At 43.1% G+C, this 19,103-nt stretch carries 20 protein-coding genes; 16 read left to right on the top strand and 4 right to left on the bottom strand.

All coding sequences use genetic code 11. The features are described 5' to 3' along the window. Positions 1 to 28: 28 nt before the first annotated feature. Positions 29 to 259 (top strand): hypothetical protein, encoded by a 231-nt coding sequence (locus tag KC820_RS08220; protein ID WP_144088513.1) that lies wholly within the window; start codon positions 29 to 31, stop codon positions 257 to 259. 9 nt (positions 260 to 268) lie between these two features. Here KC820_RS08220 and KC820_RS08225 read toward each other — a convergent pair whose 3' ends face one another. Next, the gene (locus tag KC820_RS08225) at positions 269 to 472 is read right to left on the bottom strand and encodes a hypothetical protein (protein ID WP_212370162.1); all 204 of its coding nucleotides are present in this window, start codon (positions 470 to 472) and stop codon (positions 269 to 271) included. Positions 473 to 626: 154 nt separating this feature from the next. Here KC820_RS08225 and spoIIID point away from each other — a divergent pair, with 154 nt between their 5' ends. From spoIIID to KC820_RS08245, 4 genes are all read left to right on the top strand, one after another. Beyond that, a complete protein-coding gene (spoIIID, locus tag KC820_RS08230) occupies positions 627 to 893 on the top strand; it encodes a sporulation transcriptional regulator SpoIIID (RefSeq protein ID WP_144088511.1) in 267 nt (88 codons plus the stop codon). Positions 894 to 1,172: 279 nt separating this feature from the next. Next, positions 1,173 to 1,565, top strand: coding sequence for a MerR family transcriptional regulator (locus KC820_RS08235; protein WP_212370163.1), 393 nt, complete (start codon positions 1,173 to 1,175; stop codon positions 1,563 to 1,565). Continuing rightward, complete coding sequence (locus KC820_RS08240) at positions 1,562 to 3,085, top strand: class I adenylate-forming enzyme family protein (protein ID WP_212370165.1); 1,524 nt, start codon at positions 1,562 to 1,564, stop codon at positions 3,083 to 3,085. Before KC820_RS08235 ends, KC820_RS08240 begins: the two co-directional genes overlap by 4 nt. A 24-nt stretch (positions 3,086 to 3,109) precedes the next feature. After that, a complete protein-coding gene (locus tag KC820_RS08245; RefSeq protein WP_212370167.1) occupies positions 3,110 to 4,807 on the top strand; it encodes an acyl-CoA dehydrogenase family protein in 1,698 nt (565 codons plus the stop codon). A 2-nt stretch (positions 4,808 to 4,809) separates the two neighbouring features. On the opposite strand, the gene KC820_RS08250 is transcribed toward KC820_RS08245, so the two are convergent. Next, entirely contained in the window at positions 4,810 to 5,832 is a 1,023-nt protein-coding gene (locus KC820_RS08250; RefSeq protein ID WP_212370169.1) for a nuclease-related domain-containing protein, read from the bottom strand. Between the two features lie 841 nt (positions 5,833 to 6,673). Here KC820_RS08250 and mreB point away from each other — a divergent pair. The 8 genes from mreB (at position 6,674) to KC820_RS08290 (ending at position 13,386) form a co-directional block, all read left to right on the top strand. Further along, the gene (gene mreB / locus KC820_RS08255; protein WP_272874473.1) at positions 6,674 to 7,675 is read left to right on the top strand and encodes a rod shape-determining protein; all 1,002 of its coding nucleotides are present in this window, start codon (positions 6,674 to 6,676) and stop codon (positions 7,673 to 7,675) included. Positions 7,676 to 7,701: 26 nt separating this feature from the next. After that, positions 7,702 to 8,523, top strand: a complete 822-nt coding sequence (locus KC820_RS08260; protein WP_212370172.1) for a flagellar hook-basal body protein — start codon at positions 7,702 to 7,704, stop codon at positions 8,521 to 8,523. Between the two features lie 30 nt (positions 8,524 to 8,553). After that, positions 8,554 to 9,375, top strand: a complete 822-nt coding sequence (locus KC820_RS08265; protein WP_236782585.1) for a flagellar hook-basal body protein — start codon at positions 8,554 to 8,556, stop codon at positions 9,373 to 9,375. A gap of 36 nt (positions 9,376 to 9,411) precedes the next feature. After that, positions 9,412 to 10,326 carry a DNA-directed RNA polymerase subunit beta gene (locus KC820_RS08270; protein ID WP_236782580.1) on the top strand — a complete coding sequence of 305 codons (915 nt, stop codon included), beginning with the start codon at positions 9,412 to 9,414 and terminating at the stop codon, positions 10,324 to 10,326. Between the two features lie 19 nt (positions 10,327 to 10,345). Next, a complete protein-coding gene (gene fabZ / locus KC820_RS08275) occupies positions 10,346 to 10,780 on the top strand; it encodes a 3-hydroxyacyl-ACP dehydratase FabZ (RefSeq protein WP_144088503.1) in 435 nt (144 codons plus the stop codon). Positions 10,781 to 11,278: 498 nt separating this feature from the next. Next, a complete protein-coding gene (locus tag KC820_RS08280; protein ID WP_212370176.1) occupies positions 11,279 to 11,557 on the top strand; it encodes a hypothetical protein in 279 nt (92 codons plus the stop codon). A 248-nt stretch (positions 11,558 to 11,805) separates the two neighbouring features. After that, positions 11,806 to 12,291, top strand: coding sequence for a competence protein ComK (locus KC820_RS08285; protein WP_144088501.1), 486 nt, complete (start codon positions 11,806 to 11,808; stop codon positions 12,289 to 12,291). Positions 12,292 to 12,552: 261 nt separating this feature from the next. Beyond that, entirely contained in the window at positions 12,553 to 13,386 is an 834-nt protein-coding gene (locus KC820_RS08290) for a TetR/AcrR family transcriptional regulator (protein ID WP_212370178.1), read from the top strand. Between the two features lie 109 nt (positions 13,387 to 13,495). On the opposite strand, the gene KC820_RS08295 is transcribed toward KC820_RS08290, so the two are convergent. Then, the gene (locus KC820_RS08295; RefSeq protein WP_212370179.1) at positions 13,496 to 13,675 is read right to left on the bottom strand and encodes a hypothetical protein; all 180 of its coding nucleotides are present in this window, start codon (positions 13,673 to 13,675) and stop codon (positions 13,496 to 13,498) included. Positions 13,676 to 13,743: 68 nt separating this feature from the next. Between KC820_RS08295 and KC820_RS08300 the strand changes: the two genes are divergently transcribed. From KC820_RS08300 to KC820_RS08310, 3 genes are all read left to right on the top strand, one after another. Then, on the top strand, positions 13,744 to 14,631 hold the full coding sequence (locus KC820_RS08300; protein ID WP_212370180.1) for an efflux RND transporter periplasmic adaptor subunit: 888 nt from the start codon (positions 13,744 to 13,746) through the stop codon (positions 14,629 to 14,631). A gap of 51 nt (positions 14,632 to 14,682) precedes the next feature. After that, positions 14,683 to 17,772: an efflux RND transporter permease subunit gene (locus KC820_RS08305; protein WP_212370181.1), complete on the top strand. Its 3,090-nt coding sequence runs from the start codon at positions 14,683 to 14,685 to the stop codon at positions 17,770 to 17,772. Positions 17,773 to 17,940: 168 nt separating this feature from the next. Beyond that, positions 17,941 to 18,237, top strand: coding sequence for a hypothetical protein (locus KC820_RS08310; RefSeq protein ID WP_212370182.1), 297 nt, complete (start codon positions 17,941 to 17,943; stop codon positions 18,235 to 18,237). 56 nt (positions 18,238 to 18,293) lie between these two features. Here KC820_RS08310 and KC820_RS08315 read toward each other — a convergent pair whose 3' ends face one another. Then, positions 18,294 to 18,743, bottom strand: a complete 450-nt coding sequence (locus KC820_RS08315) for a hypothetical protein (protein WP_212370183.1) — start codon at positions 18,741 to 18,743, stop codon at positions 18,294 to 18,296. Between the last annotated feature and the right edge of the window lie 360 nt (positions 18,744 to 19,103).

Raw genomic sequence — 19,103 nt, forward strand, 5'->3', positions numbered from 1 at the left:
AAGGGTAAAAGTGAAAGGGGATCGGAAAATGAATATCGCTCGAATTGTTTTAGCTGTCATTGTCGTCCTTATGGCGGGATATAGTATAATCATGCGGGAGTTTTGGTTACTGCCTTACACATTGATTGCTGTGGGGGTTCTTCAAGTGGTCAATGGAATGGTTGAAATGAAATTAGGCAGAAAAGGCTTTGGGGTTATTTCTTTTGCGACCGCTGGTTTTGTAATTGTCGTGGCAATTGTTATTTTAATTTTAGCTTAACGAAATCAATCAATCCTCGCTCATTAGTCGGTCCTTCTTTGCTTGGTTGATTGCAGCAAAGAGACCGATGCTTCCTGAAAAAAACGTCGGAATCAAGCTATACCAAAGAAAATTCCAGTTATCCGTTGTATAAGAGATAACGGTGAAAAGAATAGGAAAAAAAACTAACACAAAGATAGCTGTCCGCAAACCCCATTTTGTACTACGTTTCATAAAGCTCACCTCCGTTTTTAATTTATCATACGCTAACTAACTGAATATTTCCACACTTTTTTACCAATAGAGAAAGTATGCTCATAATCGGCCTCCTGAGTGAATAAACTGTATCAACACATCAAAGAGTTGACAACTTCAGGAGGCGAGACGTTTGCACGATCACATCAAAGAAAGAACATTAAAGATTGCGGCGCATTTATTAGACTCCAGGCAAACTGTAAGAAGAATCGCAAAAGAATTTGGTGTTTCAAAAAGCACTGTCCATAAAGATTTGACCGAAAGACTACCGAAAATTAATCCGGCATTGTACAAGGAAGTAAAAAGCGTACTCGAATATCATAAATCGATTCGACATTTGCGTGGTGGAGAAGCGACGAAACGAAAGTACACAGAAAAAGACGAGATGGAAACTGTATAAGTTCAATTTTCACACAGCCGGTTTCGACCGGTTTTTATTTTTGCATATAAAGTGATTTATGCTCCCCTATACGAATGATTTGGCTCCAAAGCACACTTATATGTTCCCCAATTTTAAATATATGGTTCCAAATGAAAGATATATACGCCGAGTTTTAGAAAATATGCTGCCTAAACAGAAATATATGGACATTTCTTTATGTAAAAAGCCTTGCGCTTTACGTTAACGTAAATGATACACTATAATCATACGAATATTCTGACAAAGGATGGTGATTAGTTGGTCAAAACGTATTCGATTGCTGAAGTAGCTGATCGGTTTGGCGTGTCTCATCGCACAATCCGTTATTACGAGGAAGTGGGCTTAATTCATCCTAAACGGACAGCGACTGGGCAACGAATATTCACCAAGAAGGAATTAACGCAGCTGCAACTGATTTTTCGCGGGAAAAAGTACGGCTTCAAACTGGACGAAATCAAGGAAATGGTTCTGTTATTTGAAGAGGATCCGACAGGGAGGGAGCAACTGAAACGAACAATTGAATACGGCGAAGAAAAGATAGCTGAAGTCACTAAGCGGTTGAACGAACTCGAGCAGCTAAAAAAAGAGATGGAAATGTTTTTGGACACGTTTCGAAATGATTTAACCAAATTAGAGGAGGAAGCAAAATGAATTTATCTACTTTATTAAAATTGCACGCCAATAAGCAGCCAGATCATGAAGCATTGGTCAGTCCAAATGAGCGGGTCAGTTACCAAGAATGGGATGAGCGCGTTAATCGTATCGCCAATGGCTTAAGGAATTTAGGCTTTAGAGAAGGGGATAAGCTCATCATTCATTTGCCGAATTTGCCTGAGTTTCTGTATTTGTATATGGCTGCCATCCGTTTGAAGGGGCTCGCGATTCCGATTAACGCGAAGCTTACCCAACCGGAAATCCAATACATTATCGACCATAGCGAGGCGGAATTTTTCGCAACTCATGAATTGCTGTTTGAAGCATCAAAAGGTCTGACAGAAGAAAATGATCTAACGTTTATTAAAACAGGAGAAGCGGCAGGTGCTTGGCATTCTGTAGATCAGTTACTGAGCGAAGAGGCGATCGTGATTGATTGCGATGCAACGGAAGATGATGAGGTCTCCATTTTATATACATCAGGAACGACAGGCAATCCAAAAGGCGTCGTCTTTACACATCGGAGCATTTTGACTGTCGCAACGATGATCAGTATTGAAATGACCATGAATGAACATAGCCGGGTTTTGCATATGATGCCGCTTAGCCATTCAGCACCACTACATTTGTTTATGGGAGCAGCGTTATATACCGGGGCAACTCACGTTTTGGCACCGACATTCACACCAGACTTATTGCTCCAAATGGTTTCTCAAGAAAAAGTGACTCATTTCTTTGGCGCACCGGTAGCGTATCTCTTGTCCGCCAAACAGCCGAATATCGATGAATTTGATCTATCATCGATGGAATATTGGGTGTACGGCGGCGCACCACTCGGCCAAAATGAAGTCAAATTCGTGAAAGAGAAATTCAAAACTGAAAATTTATGGTGTGTCTATGGACTGACAGAAGCGGGGCCGAGCGGGACATTGTTGAAAGCAGAAGAACATGCAGAGAAAGCTGGAAGCATCGGTCGCCGTGCTGCTTTGAATACGGAAATCCGGCTCGTTGATGAACAAGGTCAAGACGTAGCACAAGGAGAGCCAGGCGAAATTGTTTTGCGTGGTGAAGGTAACATGAAAGGCTACTATAAAGCACCAGAGAAAACAGCCGAAACGTTAAAAGACGGCTGGCTTTATACAGGAGATATCGCTGTGCAAGATGAAGACGGCTACTATTGGGTGATCGATCGGAAAAAAGATGTCATCATTTCAGGTGGAGTCAATATTTATCCGACAGAAGTCGAACAGGAATTGGTCCAGCACCCAAGCATTGAGGACGTGGCGATCGTTGGTGTTCCACATGCCGAATGGGGAGAAACCGCTAAAGCATTTGTGGTGTTAAATGAACCTGTCAGTGATTTAGCAAGTAGCTGTAAAGCGTTCCTTGATGGACGGGTAGCAGACTATAAAATTCCAAGACTTTACGCAGAAGTGGAAGCGCTCCCGCGGAACGCAACTGGAAAATTACTGCGGAATCAATTACGTGATTCTGCTGAAGAAATGACATCCAATTAATCAAATCAGCTAGGAGGATGAAAAATGACGGAGAAAAATTTTTACACATCAGATCCATTACTGCAAAAACTACTGAAACGGTCGTTGCCAGAGAAGTTCTTTGAATATGCCGATGAAAAGTTAACCGCATTCGGCGAAAGAGTCGCTGGAGAGATTGATGACCGTGCTGTTCATACAGACCGAGAAGGACAGCCACAACTGATCAAATACGACAAAATGGGTAATGAAATCAATGAAATTTGGGTGAATGAAGGCTACCGGGAAACCGTGAAAGAGACGTATGAAACGGGCATTGTCGGCTATGTTCATAAGGAAATTCCTGAGCTTGGCCATCAGGGGAATTATGTCTATTCGTACGCCCAAGGTTACCTACTTTCCCAAGCGGAACCAGGATTTTATTGTCCTGTGACGCTCACGATGGCGACAAGCTATTTAATCGATCATTATGCCGATGAATCGTTGCGGAAAAAATATTTACCGCATGTCATCGCAACAGGCGATACAGAGCTTTATGAAGGTGCGACGTTTTTAACGGAACGTCAAGGCGGCTCGGACGTTGGAGCAAATGAAGTGGTTGCCGAAGCGGCTGGCTCAGATGCTTACGGTGAAATTTACCACATCACCGGTGAAAAATATTTTGCCAGTAATACGGGAATGGCTGGTGTTGCGATGGTATTGGCGAGAATCCCAGGAGCCCCAGAAGGAACAAAAGGTTTGAGTTTATTTTTAGTCCCGTGGGAAGAGAATCGGTTGGAAAACCGGGCAAAAGTACGACGGTTAAAAGACAAACTCGGCGTGCGGGCAGTCCCTTCAGCAGAGGTAGAATTTGACCAAGCGAAAGGATATCTCGTCGGTGATCCGAAAAAAGGATTCAAATACATGATGGAAGCATTGAACCTTTCACGCGTATGTAATGCGATTGCATCATTAGGGATCATGCGCCGCGGTTATGTGGAAGCGAGAGACTATGCCGAAGAACGCCGAGCATTCGGTGGAAAGCTGACGGATTACCCGATGGTCCGGGAAACATTAACGAACCTCGTATCGAAATTAGAAGTGGAAATGACGGCAACCTTTGAATTGATCGAACGGTTCGACCAAGTGATGGCAAAAGGAGCAACACCTTCAGAAGAAGAGCAAGCCATGCTTCGTTTGTTGATCGCCTTATTGAAAAAAGAAACAGCCGAGCAAGCGATTCACTTCTCTCATGAATCCATTGAGATGCATGGCGGAAATGGTTATATCGAAGACTTTGTCACGCCAAGATTATTGAGGGATGCGCAAGTACTGACAGTTTGGGAAGGAACGGCCAATATTTTGGGCTTGGAAGTCGTACGATTAATGCGTAAATTCAACATTCATCAAACGTTTGTTCAAGAGATGAATGAGCGACTGGCTAATTTGAATCCGGTGGCTGTTTCATTAAAAACACCAGTTGAGCAGGCGTTACAGAAGCTGACCAGCATGCTTGAAAAGCTCATTCAACTCGATGAACAGACGCAATTAATGCACCCGAAAAAAGTCGCCGTTCAAATGACAAGAATCTTTGAGGGTGTCGTCGCACTGGAGATGGTTGAGGAAGAAGACCCTCGTTCAAAAGCGGTCACAGAAGCATTTTTACAACAAACTTTTGGTGAAGAAACGGATTTATCAGATGTGGCATTGCAGCATTATGAAGCGGTTGTGAACCATGTTGTGGAAGAAGCGGAAGTTGTGAAGTAACTTTATTGGACCAGGCTGTATCCAGCTTGGTCTTTTTCTTTGGTTGAAAGCAAGTAAGTAAAGTCACGTTCTATATTAAAATCTAGTTGATAAGAAGCCCCTTTATTTTTCCCGACCATCGGTAATTTGATTAACAAATTTCGAGCGATCTTCCTTGAATCAATTTGAAAAAACCATCTTGCCTCTCGGTTCGTAATTTGGTCATTGAATAAGAGATAGAAATCTTTCAATGCATCAATATGTGCAAATGATGATGAATGTCCGCAAGAATCACATTTCCAATAACCGTGGTAACGTTTCATAGGTGCGAAATCACATATAGGGCAGATGACACCAGGTTGAATGGCTGTTCGCGTAAGTTGATATTTCTGGAAAGGATTGGCCTGTAATGGTTTATTTTCTTGCATCATTTTTTGGCCAATGACACGGAGTTTTTGGGTAGGTAAAAGGTTCTTCGGATATTTCTGATGAAGTTGGTTGTACGTATCCGCAAGTTTATTGGCATGAATGATTCGCGGGTCAACATGTTGATCGTCTGAGCGTGTCAAATGAACGTGATTATTCACAAATACAACGAGCGATTCAACAGGAACACCAGAAATACCAAAATCAATCAGCCAATTTTGTAGAAGGAAGGCTTGGTTTTCAGCTTGGATGATGGGATCTTGGAACGACTGAACGTGGCCGTTGTTTTCCCTGGTCATCAACCCGAAACCATGGTCAAAATTCACTTTTCCTGAGAGATTTTTAACTTCAATTAGAAGAAAGAAGTTGGGATGTAAAATTAACGTATCAATCTGAAAAGTTTGCTTATGATGCAGGCGGAGGCTATGTAACATATAATTTTCCGGTTGATTAAAACGATGTAAATAATAATCGAGCGCCAACTCCCCGCGATAACCGGCATTATACAATGCCCAGTCGTTGAAGATTTTCTGATATTTTGGGTGAGTTGTTGGAAGCCTTCTTTTAATAGACGCGAGTTTCAATAAGGCAAGCGGTACTTCATGATTCTTTATTAACATGACTATCTTACTCCTTTCTTCATATTAAAATCGAACTTAAAGGAGAAGTCAAAATAGGATAAAGTGATTATCCGACAAGCTAAATAACATTATTTCAGGTTTACCGTTTTTGAATTGGTTATTAAGATGTGGAAATTCAATCTTGAATGAATTTCTCCAATAAATATTTGGTTGGATATGCGACCTTTTTCTAGTAATATGCTCCCTGACATAACTGAAATGCTCCGTTCAGAACATTTTATGTGCCGAAAGCAAAAAAATATGATCCCAAATCGAAAATATATGCACCCAAACTGAAAAAATATGAGCCAACCACACCCTCCAAACTAGGAAGCAATAAAGCGGATCAACTTTATATGATATGGTCCCTATTTGTATAAATATGATGCCCGAGATGTAGTAAATGGTCCGTTCAGAGCATTTTATGTGCCGAAAGCGAAAAAATATGGTCCCAAATCCAAAATATATGCACTCAAACTGAAAATATATGAGCCAAGCACACCCTCCAAACTAAGAAGCAAAAAGGCGGATAGACATTATATGATATGGTCCCTATATGTAGAAATATGATCCCCGAGATGAAAGAAATGGTCCGTCTTGAGCATTTTATGTGCCGAAAGCGAAAAAATATGGTCCCAAATCCAAAATATATGCACTCAAACTGAAAATATATGAGCCAACCACACCCTCCATGATAAGGGATCAACAGATATACATCGATGAGGCAGAAAACTCCGACAACCGCGCCCAAAAAGAATGTGACACCTTGAAAAAAAAGTGGTAAAATATGATGATAGAATAAATTCAAATTTTGTGCATGTGTCAGGAGGATCAATCGTTCATGTTCGCTAGAGATATCGGGATTGACTTGGGAACGGCGAATGTGCTCATTCACGTTAAAGGTAAAGGGATTGTATTGAATGAGCCAGCTGTTGTTGCAATGGACCGGAATACGGGAAAAGTATTAGAAGTTGGACAGGCGGCACGTCAGATGGTTGGACGTACACCTGGAAATATTGAAGCAATTCGTCCACTTAAAGATGGTGTAATTGCTGATTTTGATGTAACAGAAGCGATGTTACGTTATTTTATTGAAAAAATTAATGTGCGTGGTATGTTCTCGAAGCCACGGATTCTCGTTTGTTGTCCGACGAATATTACGAAAGTCGAACAAAAAGCAATCAAAGAAGCGGCTGAAAAGAGCGGCGGAAAACGCATTTATATAGAAGAAGAGCCAAAAGTTGCGGCGGTCGGTGCAGGAATGGATATTTTCCAGCCGAGCGGTAATATGATTATTGATGTTGGTGGAGGAACGACGGATGTTGCTGTATTGTCCATGGGCGATATCGTTACTTCGGAGTCCATCAAAATGGCTGGGGATAAATTCGATCAGGAAATTCTTCAATACATAAAACGCAAATATAAATTGTTAATTGGTGAGCGCACATCTGAAGACATTAAAATCAACGTTGCGACGGTTTTCCCAGAAGGACGCAATGAATCTATGGATATCCGTGGGCGTGATTTGATTTCAGGATTGCCAAGAACCATTACGATTAACTCAACAGAGATTGAAGAAGCATTACGTGAACCTGTCAGCATGATTACACAAGCGGCGAAATCTGTCCTTGAAAAAACACCACCAGAGCTATCAGCAGACATTATCGACCGTGGTGTGATTATTACAGGTGGAGGCGCATTGTTACACGGATTGGATCAACTAATGGCTGATGAATTGAAAGTACCTGTATTCATTTCAGAAGACCCAATGAGTGCGGTTGCGAAAGGTACAGGCATTATGCTTGGCAATATCGATAAACTACCGAAAAAGAAAATCGGTTAATCAAAATGGTATGAGGGGGAACGAATATGTTAAGAGGACTGCACACGGCAGGTTCAGGAATGATTGCGCAGCAACGATACCAAGATTCGTTGTCGAACAATATGTCTAATGCGTTAACACCAGGCTACAAACAAGACCGGGGAACATTCCGAGCGTTTCCGGAAATGCTCATTCAAAACATTCAATCACAGTCGCTTCCGACAAAGCAAAACGTGAATTTACCGAATAACCATATTGTCGGCTCCCTTCATACAGGTACATATATGCAGGAAGACGTTCCATTATTTACTCAAGGCGATGTCGAAGAGACAGGTATTTCAACAGATTTGGCTTTGATCAATCAGACGACACCAGATGATACCGGATTTTTGTTTTTCACGGTTACGAATGAACAAGGCGAACCACGTTTGACGCGGAATGGAAATTTCACCGTTGACGCAGAAGGTTACTTGACGACATCAGACGGGTATTACGTAATGGATACGAATAATGAACGGATTCAAACGGGGTCAGAAAACTTCGAAGTGACGGCAAATGGCCAAGTCATTTCACCAATGGCGAATACAGCTATTCAAGTCGCCTACCAAGAGAGCGCGAACGCTTTAACGAAAGAAGGCAATAACCTTTGGGCATTGGAAGAAGGCGCCGCGATTGGGGACGCCCGAACGACAGAAGGCGTGAATTTTTCCATTAGTCAAGGATCGCTTGAACGCTCAAACGTCGACCCACAACAAATGATGACAGAAATGATGCGTTCTTACCGGATGTTCGAAATGAATCAGCAAGTCGTTCGAATGTTTGACCAAAGCTTGGATTTAGCGGCGAACCAAGTTGGCCGTTTACGATAAGGTGAATAGGGGGAAAAGACCGTGAGAAATATGTACAATGCTGCCACGATGATGAACCAGCTCCAGCATCGGATGGATCAATCCGCCAATAATTTGTCGAACATGAATACGCATGGCTATAAAGCGCGACAAAGCAATTTCTCATCATTGATGTTTCAGCAAATCGACAATATGCTTAGGTTGGATTCCGATTCATCACGACTGACACCAGAAGGAATTCGGGTAGGTTCAGGAGCTAAACTGGCTCACACGAATATTTTGATGGACCAAGGAACAATCCAAGCGACAGACCGTCCACTCGACGTAGCGATTGAGCATTCAAATCAATTTTTTGTCGTCAATGCTCCGAATGCTAATGGAGAAACAGAACAGCAATATACACGTGCTGGGAATTTTTATTTACAGCCTGTAAACGATAATGAGCAAGTGATGCTGACCGATTCAAACGGGAATCCTGTCCAAGGGAACGACGGACCGATTATTATTGATCATACGTTTGACAACATCGAAATTACAGCAGATGGTCGTTTGGAAACGACAACTGGGGATCAACGCGAAACCGTTGCGAACATTCAACTCGTTCAAATTGACTTACCGCGTACGTTGGAAAATGTCGGTGGCGGAAATTACCGCCTGGATGCTGAAGGATTGGGTGTTCCGGCAGAAGAAATCGTTACAGCCATCCCAGCAGAAGCAGTAACTTTACATACACGCTCGTTGGAAGCATCCAACGTCAACTTCGCACAAGAAATGACGCGAATGATTGAATCACAGCGCGCCTATTCATTGAACAGTCAATCAATAACGCTTGGCGACCAAATGATGGGACTTATAAATAGTATGCGTTCATAATAACGGAAGATCGCAAGAGGAATTGAGGGGAAGCACATGTCTTCAGATGAAAAATACGAAAATCTAGAGAACAATAACGATCAATTGAATACGCCGGATCAAGAACCCCGTGCCGACTCCAATTCAACTGAAAAAAGTAATGCAGAAAAAATGGAAAGAACGGAACAGCACCCGATGAATGGTAATCTTGAAGCAAAAACGGACACCGAGTTGCCACCAAAACCTGAAGGCCAAGGTGAACTCGAAGCGAAGAAAGATGATGGATATGAACATGTCAGTGAAAGTGCCGTTAACTTAGACCATGCAGGCGAATTGCAACCAACGGATATACCTCCAAGCCTCGGTGGTGAAGCGGAAATTAATTTTCCGTGGGATGACGATGAGGGTACAGCACAAGAAGATTCACCAGCACTTACGCCAGATGCGAAACTTCCAGAAGAAGCAGAAGAAGATGCCGAGCTACCTGCATATAAACCAGACGCTGAGTTGCCGGCAGAAGAAATAGCGGTGCAGACACCAGAAGAGGCAGCGAAACTGCAGACGGAAGCGAAATACCTTGCCGAACTTCCTTTTGTGAAAGTTTTTCATCCACAAAATGCTGATGAAGAAACAAAAATCTTAACATTAGGTGAGCTGGAAAAAACACAAGAAGCAAGTGAAGATTCAACACTTGTTGCAGGAGAAGCGGTTAAAGAAGAGAAGCCGAGAGAACCACAGAATCGAAAAGAAGCAAGAAAAGCGAAACGGGAAGAACGAAAAAAGAACCCCCGTGGACCGATTCGTTATTTACCGGTTTGGTTACGTCTAATCATCGTCATTGCCCTTTGTTTCGCTGGTTTAATCATTGGCCTTGTGGTTGGCTACGGATTAATCGGCGATGGCGAAAACCCACAAGACGTCTTAAAGATCGAGTTTTGGAAAAGCATTTACGATTATATTCAAGGAAAGTAATCAATGAGGAGGAGTCTTCATGTTGGATATTGAGCAAATTAAAGAAATCATTCCCCACCGTTACCCTTTCTTGCTTGTCGACCAAATAGAAAGTGTTGAAGAAGGTAAAGGCGCAGTCGGTTACAAAAACGTCACAGCGAATGAACCATTTTTCCAAGGTCATTTCCCGAATTATATGGTGATGCCTGGCGTGTTGATCGTTGAAGCACTCGCACAAGTCGGTGCAGTTGCCATATTAAAAATGGAAGAAAACCAAGGTAAACTTGGCATGTTCACTGGAATCGATAAATGCCGATTCAAACGCCAAGTAAAACCAGGCGATCGATTGAAGCTAGAAGTCGAAATGGTGAAATTAAAAGGACCAATCGGCAAAGGAAAAGCAAAAGCAACCGTTGACGGCGAGCTCGCATGTGAAGCTGAGATTATGTTTGCGATTGTTGATCCAGAAAAATAATATGTAACTCAGATGACCAAATCATGCATTTGGTCATTTTTAATACCAAGAATCAGAACGACCATTCACGTTTCTTCAGTGTTAAATCGACTAGCTTCAGTGTTCGCTCGCGTACCTTCCGTGTTAATCCGCGTACCTTCAGTGTTAATTTCTGCATCTTCCGTGTTAATTCACGTAGCTTCAGTGTTAAATTCTACATCTTCAGTGTTAATCCGCATTCCTTCAGTGTTATTCAGCGTTCTTCAGTGTTAATCCGCATTCCTTCAGTGCTTCAGTCCTGAATCCTGTAAGTTCACTGTTAATCTGCATGCCACCAGGTTCGCTCGCGTACCTTCAGTGTTCCTCTGTATCACATACTTGAGCCATTCTATGACCGCAAATAATTGAATCAGTTACACACAAAAATTGTCCCTTAAAATACTTTTTCTTAAAAAAATTGATTAAAGGTCTCTCCTTTGGAAATACTACTGCTTGAGTAATCTTTTTAGGAGGGACATAATGAAATCATCACTCATGAAGTCGTTACTTGCTCTTTTCTTAGTAATCGGTGCGCTTGCCGGGTGTGCTGACGCTGAAGATGAGGAACCAACGAACCAAGAACAAGATAATATGGAAGAGCAAGAAAACGGAGATCAAGGTATGAACGGCGATAATGGCGACCAAGAAATGGACGGTGGTCAAGATAACGGTGACCAAGGCATGAATGGTGACCAAGATAGCGAAGATCCAATGCAAGATGAATTGGATCAAGAAGAAGACAAAGAAAAAGAAAACTAAACGAATGAATGGCTGGCCTTTGATTAAATCAACGGGTCAGTCATTTTTTGTGACTCCAATAAAACGAACAAAGCACATCTTTCCTAGTGAAAATCCAGCAATTTTACAGAACAATAAGTATATTGTTCTAAAAAAGAACAAAAATTTGTAAAAATAATTTGAAAATTATTGTAAGTTCATCTATATTAAAGAAGATTACTTCTTCATCTAAATTTTTTTAAAATCGTAGAAAGGAATGTGAAAAGAAAGTGACTAGTCGATCCATCCAAAAGATCCAGCATTACACTATCAACGCAAAAACGCTGATGATTTGTCCTGATGTCGACCCACACCAATGCTTAATTTACGAGGGAGAAGACCTTTACTTATGTGAATCTACATCATTCAACATTGTCGATCAATCATGTATGAGTAGAGGAACAACGTTAGACGGTAGAAGACAAGCCGTCAAATCGATCTTAGAGAATAAACATAAACCGCCCATTCCAATTGATACGGAAAAGGGACTTATTTTTATGCCGACAAAAATTATGCGAGATGTCGAATGTGCATGGATATCATACAATCACCTACATAAAGTTGATGCACATCCAAGCGACCCGTCAATATCAAACATTACATTTGCCAATGGTCTCACCTATGAGGCCATCGTCAGCAAAAAGCAGCTTACAAAGCAAATCGTTATGGCTGGTCACGTATTCGGTCATTTCAAAAAAGGAAGCTTTTTAGGATAAATCGTGAACACTTCTATTGAAGGATAGAACTGTATTTTTGTGAGCTACCGGTGTTTAGAGCGCTCCTATTGAAGCGGAGACATGAATGATCACTCGCTATCCGCGATTAGAAAGGAGAAGAAAATAAGACACGAAAAAGCTAGGCGACCAGCCTAGTTTTTTTCTTGGAATGTAACAACATTTTCACTTGCTATATGGCATCTATTTCTGTATCGTAGTGACTATGACTGACTGGTCATTCTAGTATTGGAGATGACAGAATTGAAGGATAAAAAAACAGAGATTATCGAAGCAAGCATTGAGCTATTTGCCAAAAAAGGCTTTCACACCACGTCGGTACAGGAAATCGTCAATAAAGCCAACGTGGCAAAAGGCTCGTTCTATACGTATTTTCAATCGAAAAATGAGTTGATCTTTTCAATCTATACGTATTATTCCAATTTGACGCAAAACAAAATGGATCAAGTAAAAGAGCGATTCGACGATCCAAGAGAAGCGTTCAAAAAGCAGCTTGAAATTTTCTTTGAGTTATTGAAATCGAATAAATCATTGATTGTGATGCTCATGCAAGGGCAAATATCAATCGATAAAGATATCGAGTCTCTCATTCAACAATCGAAACAAAGAAATTTCAATTGGGCAAAAGAAAACCTTGCAGCCATTTACGGTGATGACTTTCAGCCATACCTGAACGATGCCGCAATTTTGTTGAATGGAATCGTCAACGGGTATGCAAGTTGGCTCATTGGTGATAATGCTAATTTTGAAACTGATCGACTCGCGGCATTTACTGTCAGACGATTGGATGACGTTTGCTATGGAATGCAGCAACAAAATGAAGAACCGATGATACAAGAATTGCCCGATTATTTACAAGAAAGATCCCTGATTGCTCAAGAGATTGAATGGAAGTTATCCAATGAAGTCGAATCGAATGAAACGACTGAAAGAGCAATTGAGGCTATACAGGTGTTACAAGAGGAGTTCCAAAAAGAACATCCTCAATCAGTCGTCATTCAATCGATGCTGCAATTAGTCGAAGAAGTAGAAAGTACACGAGTAGAAACGAACCGCCTCAGGAGATTGATTGAATGATTTTCATAAAAGCGAATTCATGATCATAAAATGTCAACTTGAACTGAACGGCAGAACTCGAGTCAAACGCCATTACTCAAAAGGTGCGCAGGCCGTTCAAAGAAACCGTCTAACTTTCAAAAAGGCGCCGTGGACGTTCAATTGTAGCGTCTAACCGTTCAAAAACGCGTGACGAACGTTCAAATCCAGCGTCTAACCGTTCAAAAACGCTTCGCAACCGTTCATAAGCGCGTCTTAACCATTCAAACTGAGCATCCAACCGCTCAACCCAAAACGCACAACCGCCCATCGAAAACCACCGAAAGGGCATATCACCAAACATAATAAAAATAAACGAGGGAGTAAGGAGTGAACATCATGTTCAAACGAATTTTCATAACACTGATTCTCATGACAGCGCTCATACTAGCTGCATGTAATGATGAATCAAATGAAGACGAAAACAATGAAGAAGCAGCCGACATTCCAGTGGAAGTCGCGAAGACTGCTGAGAAGGACTTTACAAAAAAACACACATACATCGCACGAACAACACCGAGTGATCAAATGCCAGTTATTCCACAAGGTGCTGGTGAGGTGACAGAACTGAATGTGGAAGAAGGCGAGACCGTCGAGGAGGGTGATGTTTTAGCGAAAATCAAGTCACCACAATACGGAACAATTGAGTTAGAAAGCCCGATGGACGGAATGGTCCAAAGCTTGAATATGAAAGAAGACCGACCTGTTTCGACCGAAGACCCAGTAGCAGTGATTATCGCGGAAGACTCTGTGTTGTTAAATTTCTCGATTACCGCAAGTGACCGAGAATTTATCGCCAAAGACGATGAAATCAACTACAGCATGTCGGCGATTGATCAAGAAGGCAAAGCGACGGTCAACAGTGTAGCTGCAACAGCTGGAGAAAATGGATTATTTGTTGTTGAAGCAGAAATCGATACATCAAAGAACGATAACTTTCCAATCGGAACGACCGCTCAAGTTCAATTAGAAGAAATGATTCAGAAAAATGCACTCGTTGTACCAACTGCCGCAGTCGTTAATCAAGGGGAAGGGCAGATGCTTTTTAAAGTCGTCGACAATCAAGCAGTCGCGATTGACGTTGAATTGATCTCCATGAAATCCGAGGAGACAGCTGTCAAACCAGTTAATGAAGGTGATCTTTCTGCAGGAGACCAAGTCGTCATTACAGGGCAAACAGCTATTTCCGACGGCCAAGCGGTACGGATTGTTGGGGAGGACGAATAAATGTCTTGCCAATCAATAGAAAAAAAGAACAATCAAGAGGGGGGAGCGTAAATGAAAAAACTCATCGAAACGTCGATTAAACGCCCAGTCGGCGTCATCATGATTATTTTAGCAATACTCGCACTCGGTTTTATTTCATTCAGAAACTTATCCGTCGATTTATTTCCGGAAATTGATTTGCCGATTGCAGTTGTTGCGACGTCCTATGATGGCGCCGCACCTCAAGAAGTTGAAGAGCTTGTCACAAAGCCAATTGAATCATCTGTCAGTACAATAGAGGGAATCGAGCAAGTCCAGGCACAATCACAGCCGGGGAGCTCCCTCGTTATGATGATGTTTTCGATGGATACGAATCTCGATAATGCCTTACTCAATGTGCGGGAGTCTGTCGACAGTGTTAGTGGATTTCTCCCTGAAGGAGCAAATTCGCCGAGTGTGCTCCGATTCGACCCAGCGCAAATGCCAGTCATGTGGATTGGCTTAACGGGCTCCGATAAAGCCGAACTGCAACGCGTCGCAGAAAATGACATCCAGCCATTGTTCGAGCGACAAGCAGGCGTTGGTTCCGTGCAAATTGAAGGTGGAGAGTCAGAAGAAATCCAAGTTCAACTCGACCAACAAAAACTAACTCAATATGGACTGAACTCGCAACAGGTTATGCAAGCCGTCCAAAACGCAAACCAGTCGATGTCAGCCGGTGTGATCGAGCGAGGAAATCAGGAACTTCAACTGCGAATTCCTGGTGAATATGAATCGATTGATGAAATTCGTGAAACACAAATTCAAACACCACAGCAAACCTTTATCCGTCTGGACGATATTGCGACCGTCGAACGGGCAACAGTGGAGTCCAACGGCTTATCGATGGTTAGCGGTGAAGAAGCGGTTGTCTTAAGTATTTTAAAACAAACCGATGCTAACACGGTCTCTGTTTCTGATGAAATCCAAGCGGCGATCAAGAAAGCCGAAAAAGATCTACCTGAAGGCATTGAAGCACAAATCGTTTTCGATAATGCTGAGTTTATCCGCATGTCGATCAACTCCGTCGTTCAAAACTTATTACTCGGAGCGGCTTTTGCGGTGTTGATTTTACTTTTATTCCTAAAAAGCTTCCGGGCGACACTCGTCATCGGATTATCGATTCCGATTGCAGTTATTTCAACGTTTACGTTAATGTACTTTACAGGTGAAACGGTGAACATCTTGACGATGGGTGGGCTCGCGCTCGGAATCGGGATGATGGTCGATTCAGCAATCGTCATACTCGAACATATCGTCACCTACCGAGAACGCGGTTACTCGATGAAAGAAGCCGCCCGACTCGGGGCATCAGAGATTGCTCCAGCGGTCATTGCATCAACAACGACGACATTGGTCGTTTTCTTACCGATCATTTTCGTTGAAGGCATTGCGTCCGAAATTTTCGCGCCACTCGCGTTGACGGTCGCCTTTGCGTTAATTGCGTCCTTGATTGCATCCATTACGTTAATTCCAATGCTTTCATCGAAATTACTATCGAAAGCAATGCAAAACACCGGAAGACGTTATTGGTTCGATCGATTGATGGATAAAGTCATAGCCGTTTATCAAAAAATGCTTCGAGGCGTTTTACGTTTCAGAAAAACATCTATCTTAGGAACGCTCGTCTTAATTGTTGCAACCTTGTTCCTTATACCGCAGCTTGGAGCCGCCTTTATTCCAGAAGCGGATCAAGGACAAATTGAAATTTCTGTCGAAACACCAACTGGAACGACACTCAGTACAACGCGAGAAGTCGTTGACGAGGTCAATAAAATTATTGATAAAGATTCGGAACTCGTGGAATCTAACTACCTATCTGTCGGCTCTGAAGGACAAGGAGGCCCGATGGGGGGTGGCTCCAATGTCGGAAGCTACATGATTCAGCTCATTCCAAGTGGCGAACGTGACGAAACGACTGAAGACGTCATGAAACGTTGGAATGACCAAGTAGAAGATATTCCTGGCGCAGAAATTAACGTCGCGGTCATGGGAGCAGGCATCAGTGCAGGCAATCCGATTCAAATTCAAATGACTGGACCGGACTTCGACACATTAAAACGATTAGCGGATGAAACCGTTGCAGAGATTTCTGAAGTCGAAGGTGTGCATAATGCAGGTACATCTGCTGATGAAGGTCGTCCAGAAATGCAAATTAACATCGACCGGAACAATGCTGCCGAACTAGGCATGACGTATGACCAAGTGATGGGCCAAGTAAGCATGCAGCTGAATGGACGCGTCGCCACACAATTCCGGACAGAAGGGCAAGAACTCGACGTTCGCGTCATGACACCAGAAGAACAGCGCTCAACGATTGAAGATGTCGAAAACATATTGATTCAAACACCAACAGGAGCCATGGTCAGCTTGTCCTCCATCGCAAGCATTGACCAAGAAATCGGGCCAGCAAGCTTAACGAGACAAAATCAACAACGAACCATCACGGTCTCCAGCGAAATTTTAGACCGAGATCTCGCAAGCGTCACATCCGATGTAGAAAGTAAACTCGCAAACATGCACTTACCGGAAGGATATGATTATTCAATCGGAGGAGAAGCGGAAGATATGGCTGAAGCCTTTGGCGACTTAGCGCTCGCACTCGTCTTCTCGATTTTCTTAGTCTATGCCGTCATGGCCGTGCAATTTGAAAACTTCCTGCATCCATTCGTCATCATGTTCGCATTACCGACAACGATTGTGGGAGTCATTCTTGGCCTGTTTGTGACCGGCTTACCGTTCAGCATCCCAGCCTTTATCGGGGTCATCATGCTCGCCGGTATCGTCGTCAACAACGCCATCGTGCTCGTTGACTACATCAATATTTTACGAGAAAAAGGACAAGAGCGATTCAGCGCGATTATGGACGCAGGCGCAAGTCGTTTAAGACCAATCCTAATGACATCACTAACAACGATACTCGGGATGATTCCACTTTCCCTCGGACTCGGAGAAGGTGGAGAAGCCCAACAACCGCTCGCCGTGGTCATCATCTTCGGCCTGCTCGTATCAATGTTCTTTACGCTATTGCTCATACCGATCGTCTATACGTTCTTTGATGATCTGTCACAGAAATTTACGAACCGTAAAAGTAAAAAACGGAAAAAAGAAGTAAAAGCATAAATTAGGATGAACACCCAGCCGGATGGCTGGGTGTATTTTTATGTGGATCATTTTTGCTGAGGCAAAAATGAACCTTTTGATCGACTTCGTACGGAAACTGCTACCGTTTGGCTAGTCGTTGAAAAAAATTGCGAAGCCGTCGAATTCCTTTGTCGGGCCTTCGAAAAAGTGCTTGAAGCCATCGAAATCCTTTGTCGAGCCGTCGAAAACATGCTCCAAGCCATCGAATTCCACCGTGAAGCCGTCGAAAAAAATTACGAAGCCGCCTATAACTTCGCGGAACCCACCGATAAAAGTCACGAACCCGCCGATAAACTAAAGAAAGCCGCCATAAAAATGGAGAAAGCCGTTGATATCCTCGAGAAACCCGCCGAAAAAAATTGCGAAGCCGCTAATAAATGTTCTTTGAAAGATCAAGTAGACCATTTTTGCCGCGGCAAAAATGCACCGTTTAATGTTTATTAGGATTTTTCATGAGATTTTGCGGTTGAATGTTGGTGAATTGATTGCTGATTATCTGATTAAAAGGACAGCCACCCGACGATCGCCTCGAGCCGCTCGACAAACGTTTGTAACCGCTCAACTAGCGCGCCGATCCGCCCGACAAGCGCATGGAGCCGCTCGACAAACGCGTGGAACCGCTCAATGAACGCGCGAAACCGCTCGACGAGTGCGTCGAACCGCTCGACGAACGCGTGTAACCGCTCGACGAGTGCGCGAAACCGCTCGACAAACGTGTGTAACCGCTCGACGAACACGCAGAACCGCTCAATGAACGCGCGAAACCGCTCAATGAACGCGCGAAACCGCTCGACGAGTGCGCAGAACCGCTCGACGAACGCGCGGAACCGCTCAATGAACGCGCGAAACCGCTCAATGAACGCGCGAAACCGCTCGACGAGTGCGCAGAACCGCTCGACGAACGCGCGGAACCGCTCGATAAACGCGTCCCGCCATCCAACATCAGCCACCCCCACTATCGAAATTTGTCGAAATTTCGATTTTCTTAGTTTGCCCGGCATGGGTGAATTCTAACGGGTGAAAGTCCCGAGTGTGACCTGGTAGCGGTAAGCACATAGTCAAGGGCAAGGGTGTCCACGGTGACGTGGAATCTGAAGGAAGCCTTAGGCAAACCTCTGGTCTGACGAACAGAAACCATATAAGAGGCAGCGTATGAGGATAAGACTGCTAAAGAAGTCAAAGTCCAATAGCTACTATTTTCATACGATGTAAATATGGCAGATAGATGGAGTAAAAGAATTCACACCTTAACCGGGGAGGTCTCATCATCTGTCTCAAAAGCTTATAGCGATATAAGTCTGGGTGATGAG

It is taken from the genome of Allobacillus saliphilus (genome assembly GCF_018138385.1).
In the GTDB taxonomy this organism is placed as follows: Bacteria; Bacillota; Bacilli; order Bacillales; family Alkalibacillaceae; genus Allobacillus; species Allobacillus saliphilus.